Origin of the sequence: Agrobacterium sp. rho-13.3 (genome assembly GCF_033957765.2) — a bacterium.
GTDB lineage: Bacteria > Pseudomonadota > Alphaproteobacteria > Rhizobiales > Rhizobiaceae > Agrobacterium.
Genome location: NZ_CP192775.1, coordinates 1,438,913 through 1,457,650 on the forward strand (window position 1 = coordinate 1,438,913; position 18,738 = coordinate 1,457,650).

Sequence of the window (18,738 nt, forward strand, 5' to 3'; positions counted from 1 at the left end):
TATATAAGTCAAGTTTTATCTTTTAGAGCGTTTCGAAACTGGCAGTCGTGAAGGTTGGACATTATGAGTGGCGTACACAATTACGGGAATAACTTTGGTCTTCGCGATGAGATCAAGGCCTATTGGTCTGCACGCGCCACCACGTTCGACCTGTCTCCCGGTCATGAGATTTTTTCGGAAGAAGAGCGCGCGGCATGGCATCGCCTCGTCATCAAACATCTCGGCAAGGGTGATGGAAAAAGCGCCCTTGATCTGGCCAGTGGCACCGGCGTCATCTCGCATCTGATGGATGATCTCGGATATCGCGTCACCGGTCTGGACTGGGCAGAGCCGATGCTGGAGCGCGCAAAAGCAAAAGCAAAAAGCCGCAATCGCACGATTTCCTTTCGCATGGGCGACGCCGAAAACACGATGGAGCCGAACGCGGCCTACGACGTGATCATCAATCGCCATCTGGTCTGGACGCTGGTTGATCCCAAGGCGGCATTTGCGGAATGGCTGCGGGTTCTGAAACCCGGCGGCAGGCTGCTGATTGTCGATGGCGATTTCGTCAATGTCAGCTTTGCGGAAAAACTCCTGAAGGGGCTGGCGAACTGGTTGCAGAAACGCGGGTTTCTAAAGCCCGATACGGTGCATATGCCTGCCGACCTTTCCGGTGTGCACAACAGCATTCTTTCGCGGGTTTATTTTTCGCAAGGCGCGCGTGCAGATGCCGTGGCGGAGTTGCTGCGTACGACGGGGTTCGAACAGATCGTGGTCGACACGGACCTTCGGGATATTCACAAAACGCAGGCGAAGAACTGGAATGTGGTGAAGGCTGCTGCGCGGGGCGTGCAGCATAGATATGCGATTTGTGCGGTGAAGCCGCGGTAAGTCGAACTCCGTCCTCTATTGTTGCGCTCCTCGCCGCTTGCTCCGCCCTCATGCATCATCTTGGGCTTGTCGAAGGAGCGGTGCTTTGGCCAAATGCCAACGCCACGAAGCATCCGTTGGTTGGCGCAAGCGTCCCGCATCCCTCGTCCTTCGAGGGTCGCTTTGCTCCCGCCTCAGGATGAGGTATGCTGCCGTTGCGCCCTTAGCCACACCCTCCGCCCTCATGCTGAGGCGGCGCGCAGCGCCCTCGAAGCATCCGGCCACGCACTCAGCCCGTAACCCCCGTCCTTCGAGGCCCCTACGGGGCACCTCTCCTTCGACAAGCTCACGATGATGGATGAGGGTTACTCCCTTCCACCTAAATCCAATCCTGTCAAAAACCCCGGTCCGCTTATACCCACGCTTCGCCGTTCACGCGGCGCCATGCGCCCGTGCTTTGCGTCAACCTCAACCCGGAGAACACACGCAAATGCGGAAATGTCTCTGGTATGGTGTAGTTCACTGGCTCCGCATTTGCGTGGCCTCTGGCATTTCGTTCATTCAGTTCCATGTCTTGCCCAGACCGGATCTTGCGGAAACCGGTCTGAGCGTGACAGGCAGTGTCCGATCGAGCCGTTTCGCCTCGGACTTTCCGAAAGCCTTTCAGGGGCCTTTCGCGTCGAGGAAATCAGGTTCCACCGGGCTTACCCTGACATGGCAGTCCTGATGGCTGGCCACACGTCTGCGGCAAGCCAGCAGCCTCCAACGCCTTTGATGTCTCGCGAAACATCCGGGCGACGGAAGTGGGAGCATTATGCGGGAGGTTTTTGGGGTGTGGAGAAAGTTGCGAAAATAAATTTTTGATATTTTTGCGGATCAGGTTTGGCCGAAACTCCGCACCTATCCGAGCATTCCAACGTCATCCTCCGGCTTGTCCCGAGGATGACGTTGGAACGGGTGGAACGGGCTGTGAGTAGCCGAAACCGCAGAGGCAAGAGTCTTTGCCGCGCAGACGCGCGGCACTGGATGCCGGATCGGGTCCAGCGTGGCGGAGTGTGGGTGTCTGTTCCTCAGAGATCAGTTCTCAAGAACAATGAGCACCAACAAAAAAGCCCGGTCGAAACCGGGCTTTTATCACATCTCAACCGGCTTTCGCCAAAGCCTTTGCCGCCACGCGGGCGCGGATGGAATCCACGTCCGACTTCGGCGTCGCGGCGAAGAGCGAGCGGGTGTAGGGGTGTTGCGGGTTGGAGAAGACCTCGTCGCGGGTGCCGTATTCCACGGCTTCACCGAAATACATCACCATGACTTCGTCAGCGATGTATTTGACCACGGACAGGTCGTGGCTGATGAAGACGTAGGTGAGGCCGAACTCGTCTTGCAGGTCGGCGAGGAGGTTCAGCACCTGGGCCTGCACGGAAAGATCGAGCGCGGAGACCGGCTCGTCCAATACCAGCAGTTTCGGGTTGAGCATGAGGGCACGCGCGATGGCGATGCGCTGGCGCTGGCCGCCGGAGAACATGTGCGGGTAGCGGTTATAGTGTTCCGGACCCAGGCCCACTCGCACCAGCATGTCATTGGCTTTTTCGCGGCGCTCGGCTGCGGACATGGTGGTGTTGATGATCAGCGATTCACCCAGAACGTCGCCAATTTTCTGGCGCGGGTTGAGCGAACCATAGGGGTTCTGGAAAACGATCTGCACCTTCTGGCGCATGTCTGCCGTCAGATGGCCGGGGCGGGTATCAACCTTCTGGCCGTCGATCAGAAGATCACCGGAGGTCGGCTCATCGATGAAGGTCAACATGCGGGCCAGCGTGGACTTGCCGCAGCCGCTTTCGCCGACGATGGCCAGGGTCTTGCCGGTTTCGAGCGCGAAAGACACGCCCTTGACCGCATGAATGGTCTTGGCCTTTTTCATAAAGCCGCCGGGAAGGTAATAATCACGCTTCATGTTGCGGATTTCGAGCATGGTTTTGCTGTCGGTCATGCTGTTTCTCCCGCAGAGGTGGGCGCAGGCGCTGGCGTGCCATCGAAGAACTGCGACACGGTGGTCAGGCGATCGCCCGTTGCGTTTTCGGGAAGGGCTGCCAGCAGAGCCTTGGTGTAGTTGCTTTTGGGGTTTTCAAACAGGGACAGCACATCGGCTTCCTCCATTTTCTTGCCCTTGTACTGCACAATCACGCGGTCGGCGGTTTCTGCCACCACGCCCATATCGTGGGTGATCATGATGAGGCCCATGCCGTTTTCGGCCTGAAGCTTCATCAACAGATCGAGGATCTGTTTCTGGATCGTCACGTCGAGCGCGGTTGTTGGCTCATCGGCAATGAGAAGCTTCGGATTGCAGGCAATCGCGATGGCGATCATGACGCGCTGGCACTGGCCACCCGACATCTGGTGCGGGAAGTGCTTCAGGCGTTCTTCCGGGTCTGGCAGGCCGACGAGCTTGAACAATTCGATGGCGCGCGCGTGGCGTGTCTTCTTGTCCATGCCCATGTGGATGCGCAGGACTTCCTCGATCTGGAAACCAACGGTGAAGCACGGGTTGAGGCTGGCCACAGGCTCCTGAAAGATCATGGCAATGTCCTTGCCGATGAGCTTGCGACGCTCGGATGCGCCGAGTTTCTGGATGTCTTTGCCCTGAAACAACATGCGGTCGGCGGTGATGCGGGCTGTCCATGGCAGAAGGCCCATGACGGCCAGCATCGACACCGATTTTCCGGAGCCGGATTCGCCGACGATGGCGAGAACTTCACGCGGATTGACGGAGACCGAAACGCCGTCCACGGCGCGGAACCAGCCGTTTGCGGTTTCGAATTCGACGGTGAGATTATCGATTTGCAGAAGTGCCATATCAGGACCTCTTCAGTTTCGGGTCAAGTGCATCACGCAGACCATCGCCCACCAGATTGATGGCGAGAACGGTGATGAGGATGGCGATGCCGGGGAAGGTGACGACCCACCATGCGCGCAGAATGAACTCACGCGCTTCGGCAAGCATCGTGCCCCATTCCGGTGCCGGTGGCTGTGCTCCCATGCCGAGGAAGCCAAGGGCCGCCGCATCCAGAATGGCGTTCGAAAACGACAAGGTGGCCTGAACGATCAAAGGTGCGGTGCAGTTTGGCAGAATGGTGCGGAACATCAGCCGGAATGGGCCTGCGCCGGCCAGACGCGAGGCGGTGACATAATCCTTGCTTTTTTCGGCCATGACGGCGGCGCGTGTCAGGCGCACGAAATGCGGCTGGAGCACCAGCGCAATTGCAATCATGCCATTGGTGAGACTGGGGCCAAGAATGGCGACCAGAACCAAAGCCAGAAGCAGGGACGGAAACGCCAGAATGATATCCATCAGGCGCATGATGACCGTGTCGATCCAGCCGCGGTAATAACCGGCGATAACGCCGATGATGATGCCGGTCGAGAGCGACAGGGTAGTGACGAACACGCCGATAAAAAGCGAATATTGCGCGCCATAAATCAGGCGCGACAGAATATCGCGACCAACGGCATCGGTGCCCAGAAGGTAAGTCAGGCGTCCGCCCTGCATCCATGCGGGTGGCAGGAGAGCGGCATCACTGTACTGCTGGAACGGCGAGTGTGGTGCAATGATCGATGCAAAAACGGCAACGAACACCAGTGCGGCAAAAACATAAAGGCCGATGACGGCACCTTTGTTTTCGGAGAAATAGAACCAGAATTCCTTCAACATCTGCTTGCGCATGGCGAAAGAGGACGCCGGTTCGGCTGTCTTGGTAATGGCGGTATCGGCCATGAAACGGTCCTCTTCTTTAATGCCTGATGCGCGGATTGATCAGGCCATACAGGAGGTCAACGATGAGGTTGACGACCATGATGATGCCCGCAATCAGCAGGAGACCGCCCTGAATGACAGGGTAATCGCGGCGGAAGACGGAATCGACCATCCATTTGCCGATGCCCGGCCATGAAAAGATCGTTTCGGTGAGGATGGCACCCGCCAGCATGACGCCGATCTGGAGGCCAATGGTGGTGATGACCGGGATCATCGCATTGCGCAGCGCATGAATGCCGATGACGCGGAACGGCGCAAGACCCTTGGCGCGCGCGGTGCGGACGTAATCTTCCGACAGCACTTCCAGCATTGCCGAGCGTGTCTGGCGGGCGATGACGGCCAGCGGAATGGTGGCCAGCACGATGGATGGCAGGATCAGATGGCTCAGCGCCGAGCTGAACGCGCCCTTTTGCCCTGAAAGCAACGAGTCGATCAGCATAAAGCCGGTAACAGGCGGGAAATAGTACATCAGCGAGATGCGGCCAGACACCGGTGTCCATTGCAGGATGCCGGAGAACAGGATGATGAGCAGCAAGCCCCACCAGAAGATCGGCATGGAGTAACCGACAAGGGCGACACCCATCAAAGACTGGTCGAAGAACGACCCGCGCTTGATGGCGGCGATGATGCCTGCGGGAATGCCGATGGCGATGGCCAGCAGCATGGCGCAGAAGGACAACTCCACCGTTGCGGGGAACAGCGCCTTGAACTGGGTGAGAATCGGCGCCTTGGAGACGATGGATGTGCCAAAATCGCCGGTCAGAACGCCTTTGAGATAATCCAGATACTGGATGACCATAGGCCGGTCCATGCCGAGGGCCGCGCTGATCTGCGCGTGCCGCTCTGGCGACATGACACGTTCACCCGACAGAAGGGCAACCGGATCACCCGGCAAAAGCCGTATGAACAGGAACGCGATAATGGAAACCCCGATGAACGTGGGGATAAGCACGGCTATGCGCCGCACGAGAAAGCCAATCATGAAAAACCTTCGATCTGTTCCGCCTGGAACCTATGCGCTGGCAGTAGCGACCTTTTCGGTCTGCTTCTTGGTTGTTTAGTGAGTGTTCTTATAACGCAAGTGCCGCGCGCCTTGAGACAAGACACGCGGCATTTTTCGATGCGATAATTTTACTCGGAGATGTCTACGGTTTCAAACGTAAAGTCGCCAAGCGGGCTCTGAACGAAGCCGGAGACTTCCTTGCGCATTGGAACAACGGCAAGCGAGTGGTCGATGGTGGCCCAAGGTGCTTCTTTCTTGAAGACAACCTGTGCCTGCTCATAGAGCTTGGTGCGTTCGGCCTGGTCTGTCGTGACCTTTGCCTTCTTCACCAGATCGTTGAACTCCTTGTTGCACCACTGAGCGCGGTTGTTGCCGCCAACGGCTTCACAGCCGAGAAGCGTATCAAGGAAGTTGTCCGGATCACCATTGTCGCCGGTCCAGCCGAGGAAGACGGCGCCGTCACGGTCCTTTGCCTTGGAACGGTCGAGATATTCGGCCCATTCGTAAGACACGATTTCAACCTTTACGCCGATCTTTGCGAAATCGGCCTGAAGGATTTCAGCGGCACGGCGGGCGTTGAGCATGTAGGGACGCGAGACCGGCATGGCCCAGACCTTCATGGAAAGGTCTTTTACGCCAGCGTCGGTCAGCATCTTCTTGGCAGTGTCAAGATCGTATGTGTCGTCTTCGACCTTGTCGTTGTAGGACCACATGGTTGGCGGCAGTGGGTTCTTGGCAGGTGTTGCCATGCCCTGGAACACGGAATCAACGATGGCCTTCTTGTTGATGGCCTTGTTGAGAGCCTTGCGCACTTCAGGCTTGTCGAAAGGAGCCTGTGTGGTGTTGTAGGCGAGGTAGGCAACGTTCAGGCCTTCCTGTTCCAGAACCTTCAGGCTTGGATCAGACTTCATGGACTGAACATCGGCAGCGTTCGGGAATGGCATCAGGTGGCATTCGCCAGCCTTGAGCTTCTGGTAACGAACGGCTGCATCGGAGGTGATTGCGAAGACGAGATCGTCGATCTTCGGCGCGCCGCCCCAATAGTCCTTGTTGGCCTTGTAGCGGATGACGGCATCCGGCTGGTAAGCAACGAAGGCGAATGGACCTGTGCCGACCGGCTGCTGGTTCAACTGCGCCTGCTTGCCTTCAGCGGCCAGCTTGTCCGTGTATTCCTTCGAAATGATCGAAGCGAACGGCATTGCAAGGTTGGCAAGGAACGGTGCTTCAGGGCGGTTCAGCGTGAACTTGACCGTCAAATCGTCGACTTTTTCAACAGACTTGATCAGCTCAGGAAAGCCCATGCCAGCGGCATATTCCCAGGACGTGCCAGGAACGTACTGGTGCCAGGGATTTTCTTTCTTGATCTGGCGATCGATCGACAAAACGACGTCGTCGGCGTTCAGCTCGCGTGTTGGTGTGAAGAATTCAGTGGTCTGGAACTTTACGCCCTTGCGAAGCTTGAACGTGTAGACAGTGCCGTTCTCGGAAACTTCCCAGCTTTCTGCCAGGCCAGGAACGGGCTTGGTGGTGCCTTTTTCAAATTCCAGCAGGCGGCTGTAAACTGTGTGAGCGGAGGCATCGAATGTGGTGCCTGCGGTGTAAAGGCCGGGGTCGAAACCTTCCGGGGAACCTTCAGAGCAATATACGAAGGTTTTTGCGCTTGCTGCCGGTGCAAAGCACGTCGCCGAAAGCAGGGCGGCAGCGATTAGGCCAAGTTTATATCTCATTATTGAGCTCCCAATTTTTGTATCCGGCTCGCTTGTTCCGCGAATACCGATGGAACGTGGTTATAAGAAACTCTTTACATACTCAAGCGGGCATCTGAAACGATCCCGACGATTTTTGATCAATTATTCAACTTTTTCGATTTTGATACTAATTTAGGCGTCGATGTTAGAATCTTATATTTGTGAAGATCGCGAAATGAGATGATATCGACTTATGGCACGCTTTGTGCACCATAAACGAAAACGCCCTGACATATCAGGGCGCTGCAACGATAAAGTGTAGTACTGGTTCAGGCCTGTGCGATTTTATCACCAACAACACGCCAGTTCACGAGATTTTCAAGAACAGTCTTGATGTGTTCCGGCTTGCGGTTCTCGTAGTCGACGTAATAGGCGTGTTCCCAGATGTCGATGGCAAGATAGGCCGGCCTGCCAACGGCGACGGGGTTGTTGGCGTCTTCGTAACCCACAAGGGCAAGTTTGTTATTGTCATCACGGGTCAACCAGACCCAGCCGGTGCCGAACACCTCGTCCGATGTAGCGACGGCTTTTTCGATGAATTTGCTGTAGTCGCCGAACGCCGCGTTGAATTCTTCCGCACCCTTGCCTTCCGGGCGTTTGGGGCCGCCGGGAACGAACTGATCCCAATAGACGACGTGATTCCAGGCCTGGGCAGCATTGTTGAAAATCTTCTTGTCGGCGGTTTTGCCGGCCGAGCTTTTGACGATCTGTTCAAGCTCCATGTCTGCGTAAGGCGTGCCTTTGGCCAGCGTGTTCAGCTTGTCGAAATAGGCCTTGTGGTGTTTGCCGTAATGCAGGCCCACGGTTTTCGCGGAAATATGCGGGGCAAGAGCGTCTTCCGCAAAGGGCAGAGCGGGTTGTTTGAAGGGAATTGCTGCACTGGCAATGGAGGGCGCGGACAGGGCTGATGCTGCTGCCGTTGCTGCGGTTGCCGCCATGATGGCGCGTCGTGTCAGTAACATTGTTCGGTCTCCTACATGAAGTTCCACATGCAAACCGGTTGAGTGACGAAAAGTTTCTTTTCGACCTTGCTTATTCAACCACTTCCCGATTTTGTTATCGCAACGATGCAGTATTGAAGTCGAGGAGGACCGAATGCAACGCCAACAGACATTGGGTGAGGAGCGTGCGCTCGTTCTGGAAGAAAAGGGCAAATTGTCCTTGCGCGAGTTTTCGCTGGAAGAGCAGGTCGGGCCGAATGATGTGCGGATCGCCATCCACACCGTCGGCATCTGCGGTAGCGATGTGCATTATTACACCCACGGCGCCATCGGCAATTTCGTGGTGCGCGAACCGATGATCCTCGGTCATGAGGCATCCGGCACCGTGACGGAAATTGGCTCCGAGGTTAAAAATCTGGCGGTGGGTGACCGCGTTTGCATGGAGCCGGGCATTCCCGATCCGATCAGCCGCGCCAGCCGCATCGGCCACTACAATCTCGATCCCGCCGTGCGCTTCTGGGCGACGCCGCCGGTGCATGGCGTGCTGCGGGCATCGGTTGTTCATCCGGCTGCTTACACATTCAAACTGCCGGATAATGTTTCTTTTGCAGCCGGTGCGATGGTCGAGCCATTGGCGGTGGGCGTGCAGGCGGCGACGCAGGCGCGTGTTCAGCCGGGCGATATTGCCGTCGTTATCGGGGCTGGTCCGATTGGTCTGGTCACGGTGCTGGCGGCGCTGGCTGCCGGTTGCGCACGGGTGATCGTGTCCGATGTCGATCCCGTCAAGCTGGATATGGCGCGCAAGCTGGGGCCGGTTGAGACCGTGAACGTGCGGGAGCAAAATCTGGCCGAGGAGGTTTTGAAAACCACTGCCGGCTGGGGTGCCGACGTGATTTTCGAATGCTCGGGCGCGGAAGCGGCGATTACCAAGGTATTCGAGCCGTTGCGACCGGCAGGAACGGTGGTTCTAGTGGGTATGCCAACGAAACTTGTGGCCTATGATGTGGTGGCGGCGCAAATTCGCGAAGCCCGTGTCGAGCATGTTTTCCGTTACGCCAACGTGTTTGGCCGCTGCGTCGACATGCTGGCTTCCGGCGCCATCGACGTCGCGCCGCTGATTACCCGCACGTTTGATTTCAACGACAGTATCAAGGCCTTCGATACGGCTGCTTCCGCGCCTGCGGGAGAGGTGAAAATGCAAATTATTTTGCCGGGCTGATTATTGAGGGTTGCACGAAAATTATGAGCGGTTAGCTTGGGCACCGTTGATCGGGGGAGGTTGTAACCGCTCAACTGTATCGATGCAGGAGGATCAAATTCATGAAGACGATCAAAGGACCGGGACTTTTTCTCGGTCAGTTTGCAGGTGATGCTGCGCCGTTCAATACGTGGGATGGCATTACCAAGTGGGCGGCGGAAAAGGGTTATCTGGGTGTGCAGGTTCCAACCTGGGCCGGACAGTTGATCGACCTGAAAAAAGCGGCGGAATCGAAGGATTATTGCGACGAGTTTGCCGGTGTGGCGCGCCAGAACGGCGTTGAGATCACCGAGCTTTCCACCCATCTGCAAGGCCAGCTTGTGGCGGTGCACCCGGCTTATGACGAAGCCTTTGACGGTTTCGCAGCGCCTGAAGTGCGCGGCAACCCCAAGGCACGTCAGGCTTGGGCCGTGGAGCAGGTGAAGCTGGCGCTGAAGGCGTCGCGCAATCTCGGCATCAATGCCCATGCAACGTTTTCCGGTGCCTTGGCATGGCCGTTTATCTACCCCTGGCCACAGCGCCCCGCCGGTCTGGTGGAAGCGGCGTTTGACGAACTTGCGAAGCGCTGGACGCCAATCCTCGATTTTGCCGATGAGCATGGCGTGGACGTCTGCTACGAAATTCACCCCGGTGAAGATCTGCACGATGGCGTGACGTTCGAGATGTTCCTGGAGCGCGTGAAGAACCACAAACGCGCCAATATGCTCTATGATCCGTCGCATTACGTGCTGCAATGCCTGGATTATCTCGACAATATCGACATCTACAAAGACCGCATCAAGATGTTCCACGTCAAGGATGCGGAGTTCAATCCGACTGGCCGACAGGGCGTGTATGGCGGGTATCAGGGCTGGGTCAACCGTGCTGGCCGTTTCCGCTCGCTGGGCGATGGGCAGGTGGATTTCGGTGCCGTGTTCTCCAAAATGGCGGCCAATGATTTTGACGGCTGGGCCGTGGTGGAGTGGGAATGCGCGCTGAAACACCCGGAAGACGGTGCTGCTGAAGGCTCGGAATTCGTCAAGGCGCATATCATCCGCGTGACGGAAAAGGCCTTCGATGATTTTGCATCGAGTGGCACCGACGACGCGGCCAACCGCCGCATGTTAGGGCTTTAAAAGCATTTCCAGGAAAAGTGTGCAGCGGTTTTCCGTTCGGGAATGCGCAAAAAATGTTGAGGATATTTCATGGCAATTGAAGGAAAGACGACCGACAAGGCGAACAAACGGATTCGCCTTGGCATGGTGGGCGGTGGTGCTGGCGCATTCATCGGCGGCGTGCACCGCATGGCGGCACGGCTGGACAACCGTTTTGAACTGGTGGCCGGAGCCTTGTCCTCGACACCAGAAAAATCTAAGGCCTCCGGGCTGGAGCTTGGGCTGGACGAAGACCGCTGCTACGGCTCCTTCGAGGAGATGGCAGAGAAGGAAGCTGCGCGGCCTGATGGCATCGAAGCCGTTGCGATCGTCACGCCAAACCATGTGCATTACCCGGCGGCGAAGGCCTTTTTGGAACGCGGCATCCATGTAATCTGCGACAAGCCGCTGACCTCCAATCTGGAGGACGCCAAAAAGCTGAAAGCGGTGGCCGACAAGGCGGATGCGCTGTTCGTGCTGACGCATAATTACACCGGCTATCCCATGGTGCGTCATGCGCGGGAATTGGTGGAAACCGGTGCGCTTGGCGATATCAGGCTGGTGCAGATGGAATATCCGCAGGACTGGCTGGCAGAACCCGTGGAGCAGACTGGCGCGAAACAGGCCGTATGGCGCACCGACCCGGCGCAATCCGGTGCCGGTGGATCGACCGGCGATATCGGCACACATGCCTATAATCTCGGCTGCTTCATTTCCGGGCTTGAAGCCGATGAACTGGCGGCGGATGTTCACACCTTCGTGGAAGGACGTCGTCTGGACGACAACGCCCATGTGATGCTGCGCTTCAAGGCAACAGGCGGCACAGCGCCTGCCAAGGGCCTGCTGTGGTGCAGCCAGGTGGCTGTGGGCCACGAGAACGGTCTCAAAGTGCGTGTCTATGGCACCAAGGCCGGTATCGAGTGGACGCAGGCTGATCCCAACTATCTGTGGTTCACGAAGCTTGGCGAACCGAAGCAACTGATCACCCGTGGTGGTGCAGGGGCTGGAGCGTCTGCGGCCCGTGTCAGCCGCATCCCATCCGGCCACCCGGAGGGCTATCTCGAAGCCTTTGCGACGATCTATACGGAGGCCGCCAATGCCATCGATGCACGGCGCACAGGCACCACTGTCGACAAAGCGGTGATTTACCCGACGATCGATGATGGCGTGAAGGGCGTGGCTTTTGTGGAAGCCTGCGTTGCTTCATCGAAGCAAAATGGTGGTTGGGTGAAGTTGTGATGTATGACGGAGACCGGGGCGCGGTGTGCGCTTCGGTCAGCTTGTTTCCGTAGACCTACTTTTCCGTCATACCGGCCTTGAGCCGGTATCCAGCAGCCGCGCGTCGGCGTGGCAAAAGAGTCTTCCGCAATCAAGGACTTGATTGCACTGGACCCCGGATCGGGTCCGGGGTGACGGAGTTTGGCGAAAGGTATTTGCCAAACTCGCAAAAATCTACCCTAAATCACCGGATACAGCGACCAGAAGAACAGTTCGTGTTGCTGATCACGGTCGTGTTGTTCCGACTCGTCTTTTGTTGGTTTTGATTCCGATTTGACGCCGCTCTCGCGTTTGAGATTATCTTCCTGCGCCTTGCGACCAAGTCCGAATAGGTCGAATGAAAGCATATTGAAGCCAGCTACCATTTTCGTTCCCTCTGTCACATTGTTTAACAACGTGTAAAGTTTTGCGCGTTGCCACGATTTCGTCAAGATTGTCTAGGGAATTAGTCTGTTACGGTTGTGGATAAATTTGAGAGATTTATTTCGAAAATTGACGAATCTGCGGAGCTTCATTCCACGCTGTCGAAATCGCGTACATTAGAGAATGTGATTAGAGCGATAAATTTCCGTGATGGTTTCGAGCGCTTTGGTGAGAGTGTTACCGTGTCCATGGGCATCAAGCGCCTGTGAAAAAGCGGTGAGATTTGCCACAACGGCCTCTTCGGTGGCGCGCTGTCCGGTGTGATTGAGGCGAACGAGCCGTTCCGTGCCGGGACCAACGCCGACGGTTAAATCCGCACCGGCAATGTTGCGGCGTGACAGAAAGCTTTCCCTTTTGACATCGGCTGGCAAGACGGCAGTGGTGACGAGGGCGGAGGCGGAATGGTCCTGCGCCCACAATGTTACACCCAGTGCCACAAGTCCGGCCCGCGTTGCCTCTTTGGCGACGATGTGGCGCTTCTGCACGTTCTCTATGCCCTCCGCTTCGATCCTGTTAAGGGCTGCTTGCAGGGCGAAAAATTCTACGGGCGATGGCGTGCCGGGCAGGGCGTGACGGCCGGTGTCGAGCCATTGTTCTTTCTGGTCGAGCAAGGACAGCATTGAAATGCGCGGTGCCTTATCGTGCTGCAACAGGCGCCATGCTGTTGGGCTAACGGATAAAGCAGACAATCCCGCCGGTCCGCCAAGGGATTTTTGCGGGCCGATGACAGCGATATCGATGCCGAGGTCATCGATATCAAGCGCATGGCCGCCGATGGAGGCCACCGCATCGACGATGGTGACGATGCCACGCGCCTTTGCCAATGCAACAATGTCTTCCAGCGGGTTGAGAATGCCGCTGGCCGATTCGGCATGGACGAGGGAGAGGATGTCGATCTCCGGGTGGGCATCGAGATGCGCTGCGACCGCTTCCAAAGCGATTGGGTGGGCCGGCTCTGCCACCAGATTGAAGACATCAGCGCCGCCGCGCTCCAGCCAGTTGCCGAACCATGTGCCATAGGGGCTGGTGACGATGTTGAGGGCGCGCAAGCCCGGATGCGCAAGGCTGGTTGCCACGGCTTCCAGTGCCAGAACCGCCTCTGCCTGTATCAGCAAAACGTCGTTGTTCGTGCCCAGAAGCGCTGCCAGCCGGTCTGCGAGAAGGGCATAATGTCCTGCTGGAAAGGCGGGAATGTCGAGCAGGTGGCTCCAGTCACGGTTGGGCATTGTCATGGTCCTTATGGGTCTGAAGCCGGGGAACGGCGGCGATCAAACGCCGTGCGGTTTGCGATTGCGGGGCGGAAATAATGTGCCGGGTTTCCCCATGTTCCGCGATGGTTCCGGCATCCATGATGGCGACGCGGTGGCAGACGGCGCGGATGACGGCGATATCATGCGAAACGAAAAGGCAGGCAAGGCCGGTTTCCCGTTGCACGGACACGAGCAGTTGCAAGATCTGCGCCCGCACCGACACATCCAGCGCCGAAACGGCCTCATCCATGACAAGCAGGGATGGGCGCGTGCTGAGTGCGCGGGCGATTGCCACACGCTGCCTTTGCCCGCCGGACAGTTCAAGCACGGGGCGCTTGGCAAAATTTGCGGGCAGGCCGACGCGCTCCAGAAGTCTTGCGATTTCGGCGGTGCGATGTCTGGATGGGACGATGTTGTGGATGCGGAGCGGTTCACCGATGGCGGTTTCGACTGTGGCGCGGGGATTGAAGGCGGCATGGGTGTCTTGAAACACCATCTGCATGTGTTGGCGGTTCTGGCGAAGGTCCTGACCCGAGAGGCTCAGCCAATCCTCATCCTCAAAACGAATGCTGCCCTCATCAGGTTCAACCAGCCGCATGATGAGGCGGGCAAGTGTGGATTTTCCACAGCCGGACGGCCCGGCGAGGCCGAGCGTTTCGCCTCGGTTGAGGGTGAACGAAACATCGCAAACAGCGGGCGTGTTTCGCCCTTGGGAGCGATAGGTTTTGGACAGCCCTTCAACGACAAGCAATGGAGCCATCAGCGCGCACCTTCGATCAAGGGTGGTGTGGACAGGTCCAGATGCGCCGCAATCAAGGTTTTGGTATAGCTGTGGGTGGGGTCTGACAGGAGAGTGGACGCCTCTCCCCATTCCACCAGCCGCCCGGATTTCAGCACGGCGATATCGTCTGCCAGCGAAGATGCAAGGGCGATATCGTGAGTGATGAAAATCAGCGTCATGCCGTTTTCACGCACCAGACTGTCGAGAAGGCTTGCGATGGCGGCTTGGGTGATGGTGTCGAGCGCACTTGTGGCTTCATCCGCAATCAGGATTTTCGGGCTGGCAGAAATGGCCGCGGCGATGGCCACGCGCTGGCGTTGGCCGCCGGAAAGCTGGTGGGGATAGGCCTTCAGCAACAAGGATGGATGCGGCAGATGGACCTGCTCCAGCAGATCGCGGGCATGGGCCAGCCCCTGTTTCCATGACAGGCCGAGATGACGCACAGCCCCTTCCGCCACCTGCTCGCCAATGGTCAAAACCGGGTTGAGGCTGGCGCCGGGGTCTTGGAAAACGTAACCGATATCGCGGCCTTGACGTGGGGGTGCCGAGTTCCAGTCGATACGGCCAGACGATATGGCATCGCGCGGCAGCAATCCGGCCAGCCTGCGGGCCAGCGTGCTTTTGCCGGAGCCGCTTTCGCCGATGATGGCCAGACGGCGATTGGCGAAGAGGGAGAGGGAAATGCCGTTCAGCGCGGGCTGGGTGGCGCGATGATAACTGACGGTCAGCTTTTCGATGGTGCAAAGCGGCAGGAGGCTCATGGGTTTTCCACCCTTGCTGCCAGTGCCTTGTTGATGCCTTCTCCCAACAGATAAACGCCGAGCACCGTGACCAGAAGGCCGAGGCCGGGAATGATGGAGAGGTAGGCGGCGGAGCGCAGGACATTGCGGCCTTCGGCAATCATCGAACCCCATGTGACGACATTGGGATCACCCAGACCGAGAAAGGACAAGGCGGCTTCGGTGAGGATGGCTCCGGCAACGATGATGGCCGCCAGCGCCATGACGGGCGGCAAAGCATTGGGCAGGATTTGCCGGAAGGCGATTTCCAAAGGGTGCATGCCGATGGTGCGGGCGGAGGCCACGTAATCGCGCTCGCGGATGGACAAAACCTGCGCCCGCGTCAACCGCGCCGGGTCTGCCCATGCACCCAGTGCGATGGCCAGAACGACGATGGGTGTGGATGCGCCTATCGTGCTGACGAAGGCGAGCGCCAAAAGGAAGCTGGGCACGATCTGGAACGCATCGGTCACACGCATCAAGGCTTCATCGATGAGGCCACCTGCAAAACCGGCGAGCGTGCCCATGACCGTGCCGATGAAGATTGCCGCCGCAGCAGCGCTGATGCCGACGGCCAGCGAAATGCGTGCGCCATGGAAAAGACCGGCGAGGACATCGCGGCCAAGGCTGTCGGTGCCGAAAGGCAGCGCCGAGTCGATAAAAGGTGGAATGAGCGGTGCGCCGACAATCGATAGCGGGTCTTTGGGAAACAGAAACGGCGCGGCGATGCCAGCGGCAGCGATGGTGACGAGAATCAGCAGGCCGAGAAAGCCTTCCGGGCTGCGCGGAATTTGCCGAAGCAACCTCATGCACTGCCCTCCTGCGCGCCGATGCGCGGATCGAGGACGGCATAGAACACATCGACAATGAGATTGACGAGGATGACGAACACGGCGCTGGTCAGAATGATGCCCATCAACAGTGGCGTATCACGCCCGCTGACGGCTTCCTGCGCCAGCCTGCCGAAGCCGGGAACGGCAAAGACGCTTTCGATGACGACGCTGCCACCCAGCATGGCTGCGGATTGAAGACCCAGTACGGTGACCAGAGACAAGGCCGCATTGCGGGCGACATGGCGCAGCACGATGCGGCTTTTCGAAAGTCCTTTTGATTGCGCGAAGGCGACAAAATCCAGCCGCCAGATATCCGCCATGGCGGTACGCATGACGCGCAGAAACAGCGCCAGATAAATGAAACCGAGACTGGCGACGGGAAGGACGAGGTGCCGGGCGATATCCAGAGCGCGGTCCAAGCCTTGTTTGCCAGATGCGATGGTTTCGATGCCTGACGTGGGCAGCCAGCGCAATTTCACCGCAAAGGCGATGACCAGCACCAGACCGAGCCAGAAACCGGGCATGGCGTAAAGCGCCAGTGACAGGGTGGACAAAGTGCGGTCCTGAAAGCTGCCGGGTTTGGCTCCGGCCACGATGCCGAGGGCTGAACCGAGCGCGAAGGAGAGGGCCGTTGCCAAGCCCATCAACAACAGCGTGTTGGGCAGGCGCTCAAGGATGAGTGACAGGACCGGGCGGTCAAAGGCGGTGGACCAGCCGAGATCAAGCTTTGCGACGGAAGAGACATAAAACCAGAGCCGTGCGAGCATGGATTGGTCTAGCCCGTATTGCGTGCGCAGACCTTCCCGCAACATCGCATCGCCGCCGCCGATGGACACGAGATAGGCATCGACGGCATCACCAGAGGCGTTTTCGAGCAGCAGGAATGTCAGCAGAAGCACGATGACCAGCACCGGAATGGCGCTGAAAATTCGTCGGCTGACAATGCGGGCTGCTCGGTTCACCACTATTCCTGCACGGCGGTATCCGCCCAGTTCGACACGGCCCAACGCGGATTGCTGGCGACGTTTTTCACACTATCCCGCGCAACGGTGATAAAGCCCCATTCCGCAACATTGATGAGGGGCAGGTCTGCCGCCACCTTTTTCTGGAAGTCTTTGTAAAGTTCGGTGCGGGCTTTTTCATCGATGGTCTGCGCGGCCTTGTCCATCAGCGCGTCCAGTTCCTTGTTTTCGTAACCACCCTGATTGGAGAAGCCGACGCCCGCTGGCGTGCCTGACTTGACGAGGATGGTGGTGGAGATGGCCGGATCGCCACGGAAAACCGGTGGTGCCACGGCCAGATCGAAGGCATGGTCGGTGTAGACGGCCTTCTGGTGCGCGGCGGAATCATTGTTGACGAGTTCTGCTTCGATGCCGATTTCCGCCAAGGCCTGACGCAGATAAGCGCCGAACTGTTTGGTTTCGTTGAAGTATGGCGCGGGCAGCAGCTTCAGCGAGAAGCGCGTCCCGTTCGCACCGCGCTTGTAACCAGCCTCATCCAGCAGGGCATTGGCCTTCTCCACGTCGAAATCATAGGTTTCCACGTTGGACGTGTAGAATTGCGGCGCGTTTTTCGGCACCGGACCTGTGGAGGCCGTGGCGTAGCCGAGGAAAACGGTATCGATCACCAGTTTTTTGTTGATGGCGTGGGCAATGGCTTGGCGTACCTTGAGGTCTGCCAGTTCCTTGCGGCGGTGGTTGATTTCTACAACGAGCTGATAGGTCAGCGCCTCATAACCATCGGCAATGACCTTGATGCCGGGTTCTTTGGCGAGGCGCGCCAGATCGGACAGCGGAACGGCGGAGAAGGCCGCAAGCTGGATCTCTTCCGCTTCCAGCGCAGAGGCCGCACCGGCGCGATCCGGCAAGATGCGGTAGATGATTTCGTTGAGCTGTGGTGCGTCCTTCGCCCAATATTTCTCGTTGCGCGTCAGGCGGTAATATTCGCCCGGTTTGTATTCGGCAAAAACGAAAGGTCCGGTGCCGACTGGCTTGGTGTTGGCCGGGTTGGTGGCGATATCCGTGCCTTCATAAAGGTGTTTTGGAACAACGCTGGTCACGACCGGCAGGGCGTTGCGGATCAATTGAAACGGCGTTGGCTTGGAGAAGCGGAAGATCGCGGTGTGATCATCCGGCGTATCGACCGAAGCGAGGTTGGCGAAAACGAGGCGGCCAAGGTTCTGGAGCGGCTTCCACACGGAAAGCGCCGAGAAGGCAACGTCTGCCGAAGTAAACGGCTTGCCATCGTGCCATGTCACGCCTTCACGCAGTTTGAAGGTGGCGCTGAGGCCATCGTCGGACCCCTTCCATTCGGTGGCAAGGCGCGGTTCCAGCCCATCTTCGCCCTTGAAGGAGGCTTCGGCCAGAGGCTCGACGATCTTGCTGGAAATGTAAAACACGCCGTTGGAGGCAACGATGGCCGGGTTGAGGTTTTTCGGCTCGGAATCCGCTGCGACCACCAGCCGTCCGCTGCTGCCTGCCGCCCACGCGAAATCCGAACGCACAAGCGTTGTGGACGCCGCCAGCAATGCAGCGGTTTTAAAAAGCGAGCGGCGGGAGAGCGGGGCAAACAGCATGGGTAACTCCAGACATGGAACGGCTTGGCGGGGGTGCCGTCAGGCGTAGTCTAAAGCCTCGGCCATCGCAGTGTCC

The 18,738-nt window shown here is 58.1% G+C and carries 17 protein-coding genes; 4 read left to right on the top strand and 13 right to left on the bottom strand.

What is annotated here, in order from left to right; all coding sequences use genetic code 11:
• Nucleotides 1–63: 63 nt before the first annotated feature.
• Nucleotides 64–873, top strand: a complete 810-nt coding sequence (locus RMR16_RS21455) for a class I SAM-dependent methyltransferase (protein WP_320197639.1) — start codon at nucleotides 64–66, stop codon at nucleotides 871–873.
• 1,120 nt (nucleotides 874–1,993) lie between these two features.
• Here the strand turns inward: RMR16_RS21455 and RMR16_RS21460 are convergent.
• From RMR16_RS21460 to RMR16_RS21485, 6 genes are all read right to left on the bottom strand, one after another.
• Nucleotides 1,994–2,839, bottom strand: a complete 846-nt coding sequence (locus RMR16_RS21460) for a dipeptide ABC transporter ATP-binding protein (protein ID WP_320197640.1) — start codon at nucleotides 2,837–2,839, stop codon at nucleotides 1,994–1,996.
• Complete coding sequence (locus RMR16_RS21465) at nucleotides 2,836–3,702, bottom strand: ABC transporter ATP-binding protein (protein WP_320197641.1); 867 nt, start codon at nucleotides 3,700–3,702, stop codon at nucleotides 2,836–2,838. The genes RMR16_RS21460 and RMR16_RS21465 overlap by 4 nt, the downstream gene beginning before the upstream one ends.
• Nucleotide 3,703: 1 nt before the next feature.
• Complete coding sequence (locus tag RMR16_RS21470; protein ID WP_413785940.1) at nucleotides 3,704–4,570, bottom strand: ABC transporter permease subunit; 867 nt, start codon at nucleotides 4,568–4,570, stop codon at nucleotides 3,704–3,706.
• A gap of 67 nt (nucleotides 4,571–4,637) precedes the next feature.
• Nucleotides 4,638–5,642 (bottom strand): ABC transporter permease subunit, encoded by a 1,005-nt coding sequence (locus RMR16_RS21475; RefSeq protein WP_320197643.1) that lies wholly within the window; start codon nucleotides 5,640–5,642, stop codon nucleotides 4,638–4,640.
• Between the two features lie 149 nt (nucleotides 5,643–5,791).
• Complete coding sequence (locus RMR16_RS21480; RefSeq protein ID WP_320197644.1) at nucleotides 5,792–7,390, bottom strand: ABC transporter substrate-binding protein; 1,599 nt, start codon at nucleotides 7,388–7,390, stop codon at nucleotides 5,792–5,794.
• A gap of 290 nt (nucleotides 7,391–7,680) precedes the next feature.
• Nucleotides 7,681–8,373: a superoxide dismutase gene (locus tag RMR16_RS21485; RefSeq protein ID WP_320197645.1), complete on the bottom strand. Its 693-nt coding sequence runs from the start codon at nucleotides 8,371–8,373 to the stop codon at nucleotides 7,681–7,683.
• 133 nt (nucleotides 8,374–8,506) lie between these two features.
• Between RMR16_RS21485 and RMR16_RS21490 the strand changes: the two genes are divergently transcribed.
• The 3 genes from RMR16_RS21490 (at nucleotide 8,507) to RMR16_RS21500 (ending at nucleotide 11,982) form a co-directional block, all read left to right on the top strand.
• Nucleotides 8,507–9,571 (top strand): NAD(P)-dependent alcohol dehydrogenase, encoded by a 1,065-nt coding sequence (locus RMR16_RS21490; RefSeq protein ID WP_320197646.1) that lies wholly within the window; start codon nucleotides 8,507–8,509, stop codon nucleotides 9,569–9,571.
• 101 nt (nucleotides 9,572–9,672) lie between these two features.
• Nucleotides 9,673–10,725, top strand: a complete 1,053-nt coding sequence (locus RMR16_RS21495) for a sugar phosphate isomerase/epimerase family protein (RefSeq protein ID WP_320197647.1) — start codon at nucleotides 9,673–9,675, stop codon at nucleotides 10,723–10,725.
• A gap of 69 nt (nucleotides 10,726–10,794) precedes the next feature.
• Nucleotides 10,795–11,982 carry a Gfo/Idh/MocA family protein gene (locus RMR16_RS21500; protein ID WP_320197648.1) on the top strand — a complete coding sequence of 396 codons (1,188 nt, stop codon included), beginning with the start codon at nucleotides 10,795–10,797 and terminating at the stop codon, nucleotides 11,980–11,982.
• A 218-nt stretch (nucleotides 11,983–12,200) separates the two neighbouring features.
• Here the strand turns inward: RMR16_RS21500 and RMR16_RS21505 are convergent, their stop codons facing one another.
• The 7 genes from RMR16_RS21505 to RMR16_RS21535 all read right to left on the bottom strand — a co-directional run bounded on the left by RMR16_RS21505 (nucleotide 12,201) and on the right by RMR16_RS21535 (nucleotide 18,662).
• Entirely contained in the window at nucleotides 12,201–12,386 is a 186-nt protein-coding gene (locus RMR16_RS21505; RefSeq protein WP_320197649.1) for a hypothetical protein, read from the bottom strand.
• 174 nt (nucleotides 12,387–12,560) lie between these two features.
• Nucleotides 12,561–13,670, bottom strand: a complete 1,110-nt coding sequence (locus tag RMR16_RS21510; protein ID WP_320197650.1) for a pyridoxal-phosphate-dependent aminotransferase family protein — start codon at nucleotides 13,668–13,670, stop codon at nucleotides 12,561–12,563.
• Nucleotides 13,657–14,454 (bottom strand): ABC transporter ATP-binding protein, encoded by a 798-nt coding sequence (locus tag RMR16_RS21515; protein WP_413785923.1) that lies wholly within the window; start codon nucleotides 14,452–14,454, stop codon nucleotides 13,657–13,659. Before RMR16_RS21515 ends, RMR16_RS21510 begins: the two co-directional genes overlap by 14 nt.
• Nucleotides 14,454–15,236: an ABC transporter ATP-binding protein gene (locus RMR16_RS21520; protein WP_320197651.1), complete on the bottom strand. Its 783-nt coding sequence runs from the start codon at nucleotides 15,234–15,236 to the stop codon at nucleotides 14,454–14,456. The genes RMR16_RS21515 and RMR16_RS21520 overlap by 1 nt, the downstream gene beginning before the upstream one ends.
• The gene (locus RMR16_RS21525) at nucleotides 15,233–16,063 is read right to left on the bottom strand and encodes an ABC transporter permease (protein WP_320197652.1); all 831 of its coding nucleotides are present in this window, start codon (nucleotides 16,061–16,063) and stop codon (nucleotides 15,233–15,235) included. The genes RMR16_RS21520 and RMR16_RS21525 overlap by 4 nt, the downstream gene beginning before the upstream one ends.
• A complete protein-coding gene (locus tag RMR16_RS21530; RefSeq protein ID WP_320197653.1) occupies nucleotides 16,060–17,049 on the bottom strand; it encodes an ABC transporter permease in 990 nt (329 codons plus the stop codon). Before RMR16_RS21530 ends, RMR16_RS21525 begins: the two co-directional genes overlap by 4 nt.
• Before the next feature lie 2 nt (nucleotides 17,050–17,051).
• A complete protein-coding gene (locus tag RMR16_RS21535; protein ID WP_320197654.1) occupies nucleotides 17,052–18,662 on the bottom strand; it encodes an ABC transporter substrate-binding protein in 1,611 nt (536 codons plus the stop codon).
• Nucleotides 18,663–18,738 lie beyond the last annotated feature (76 nt).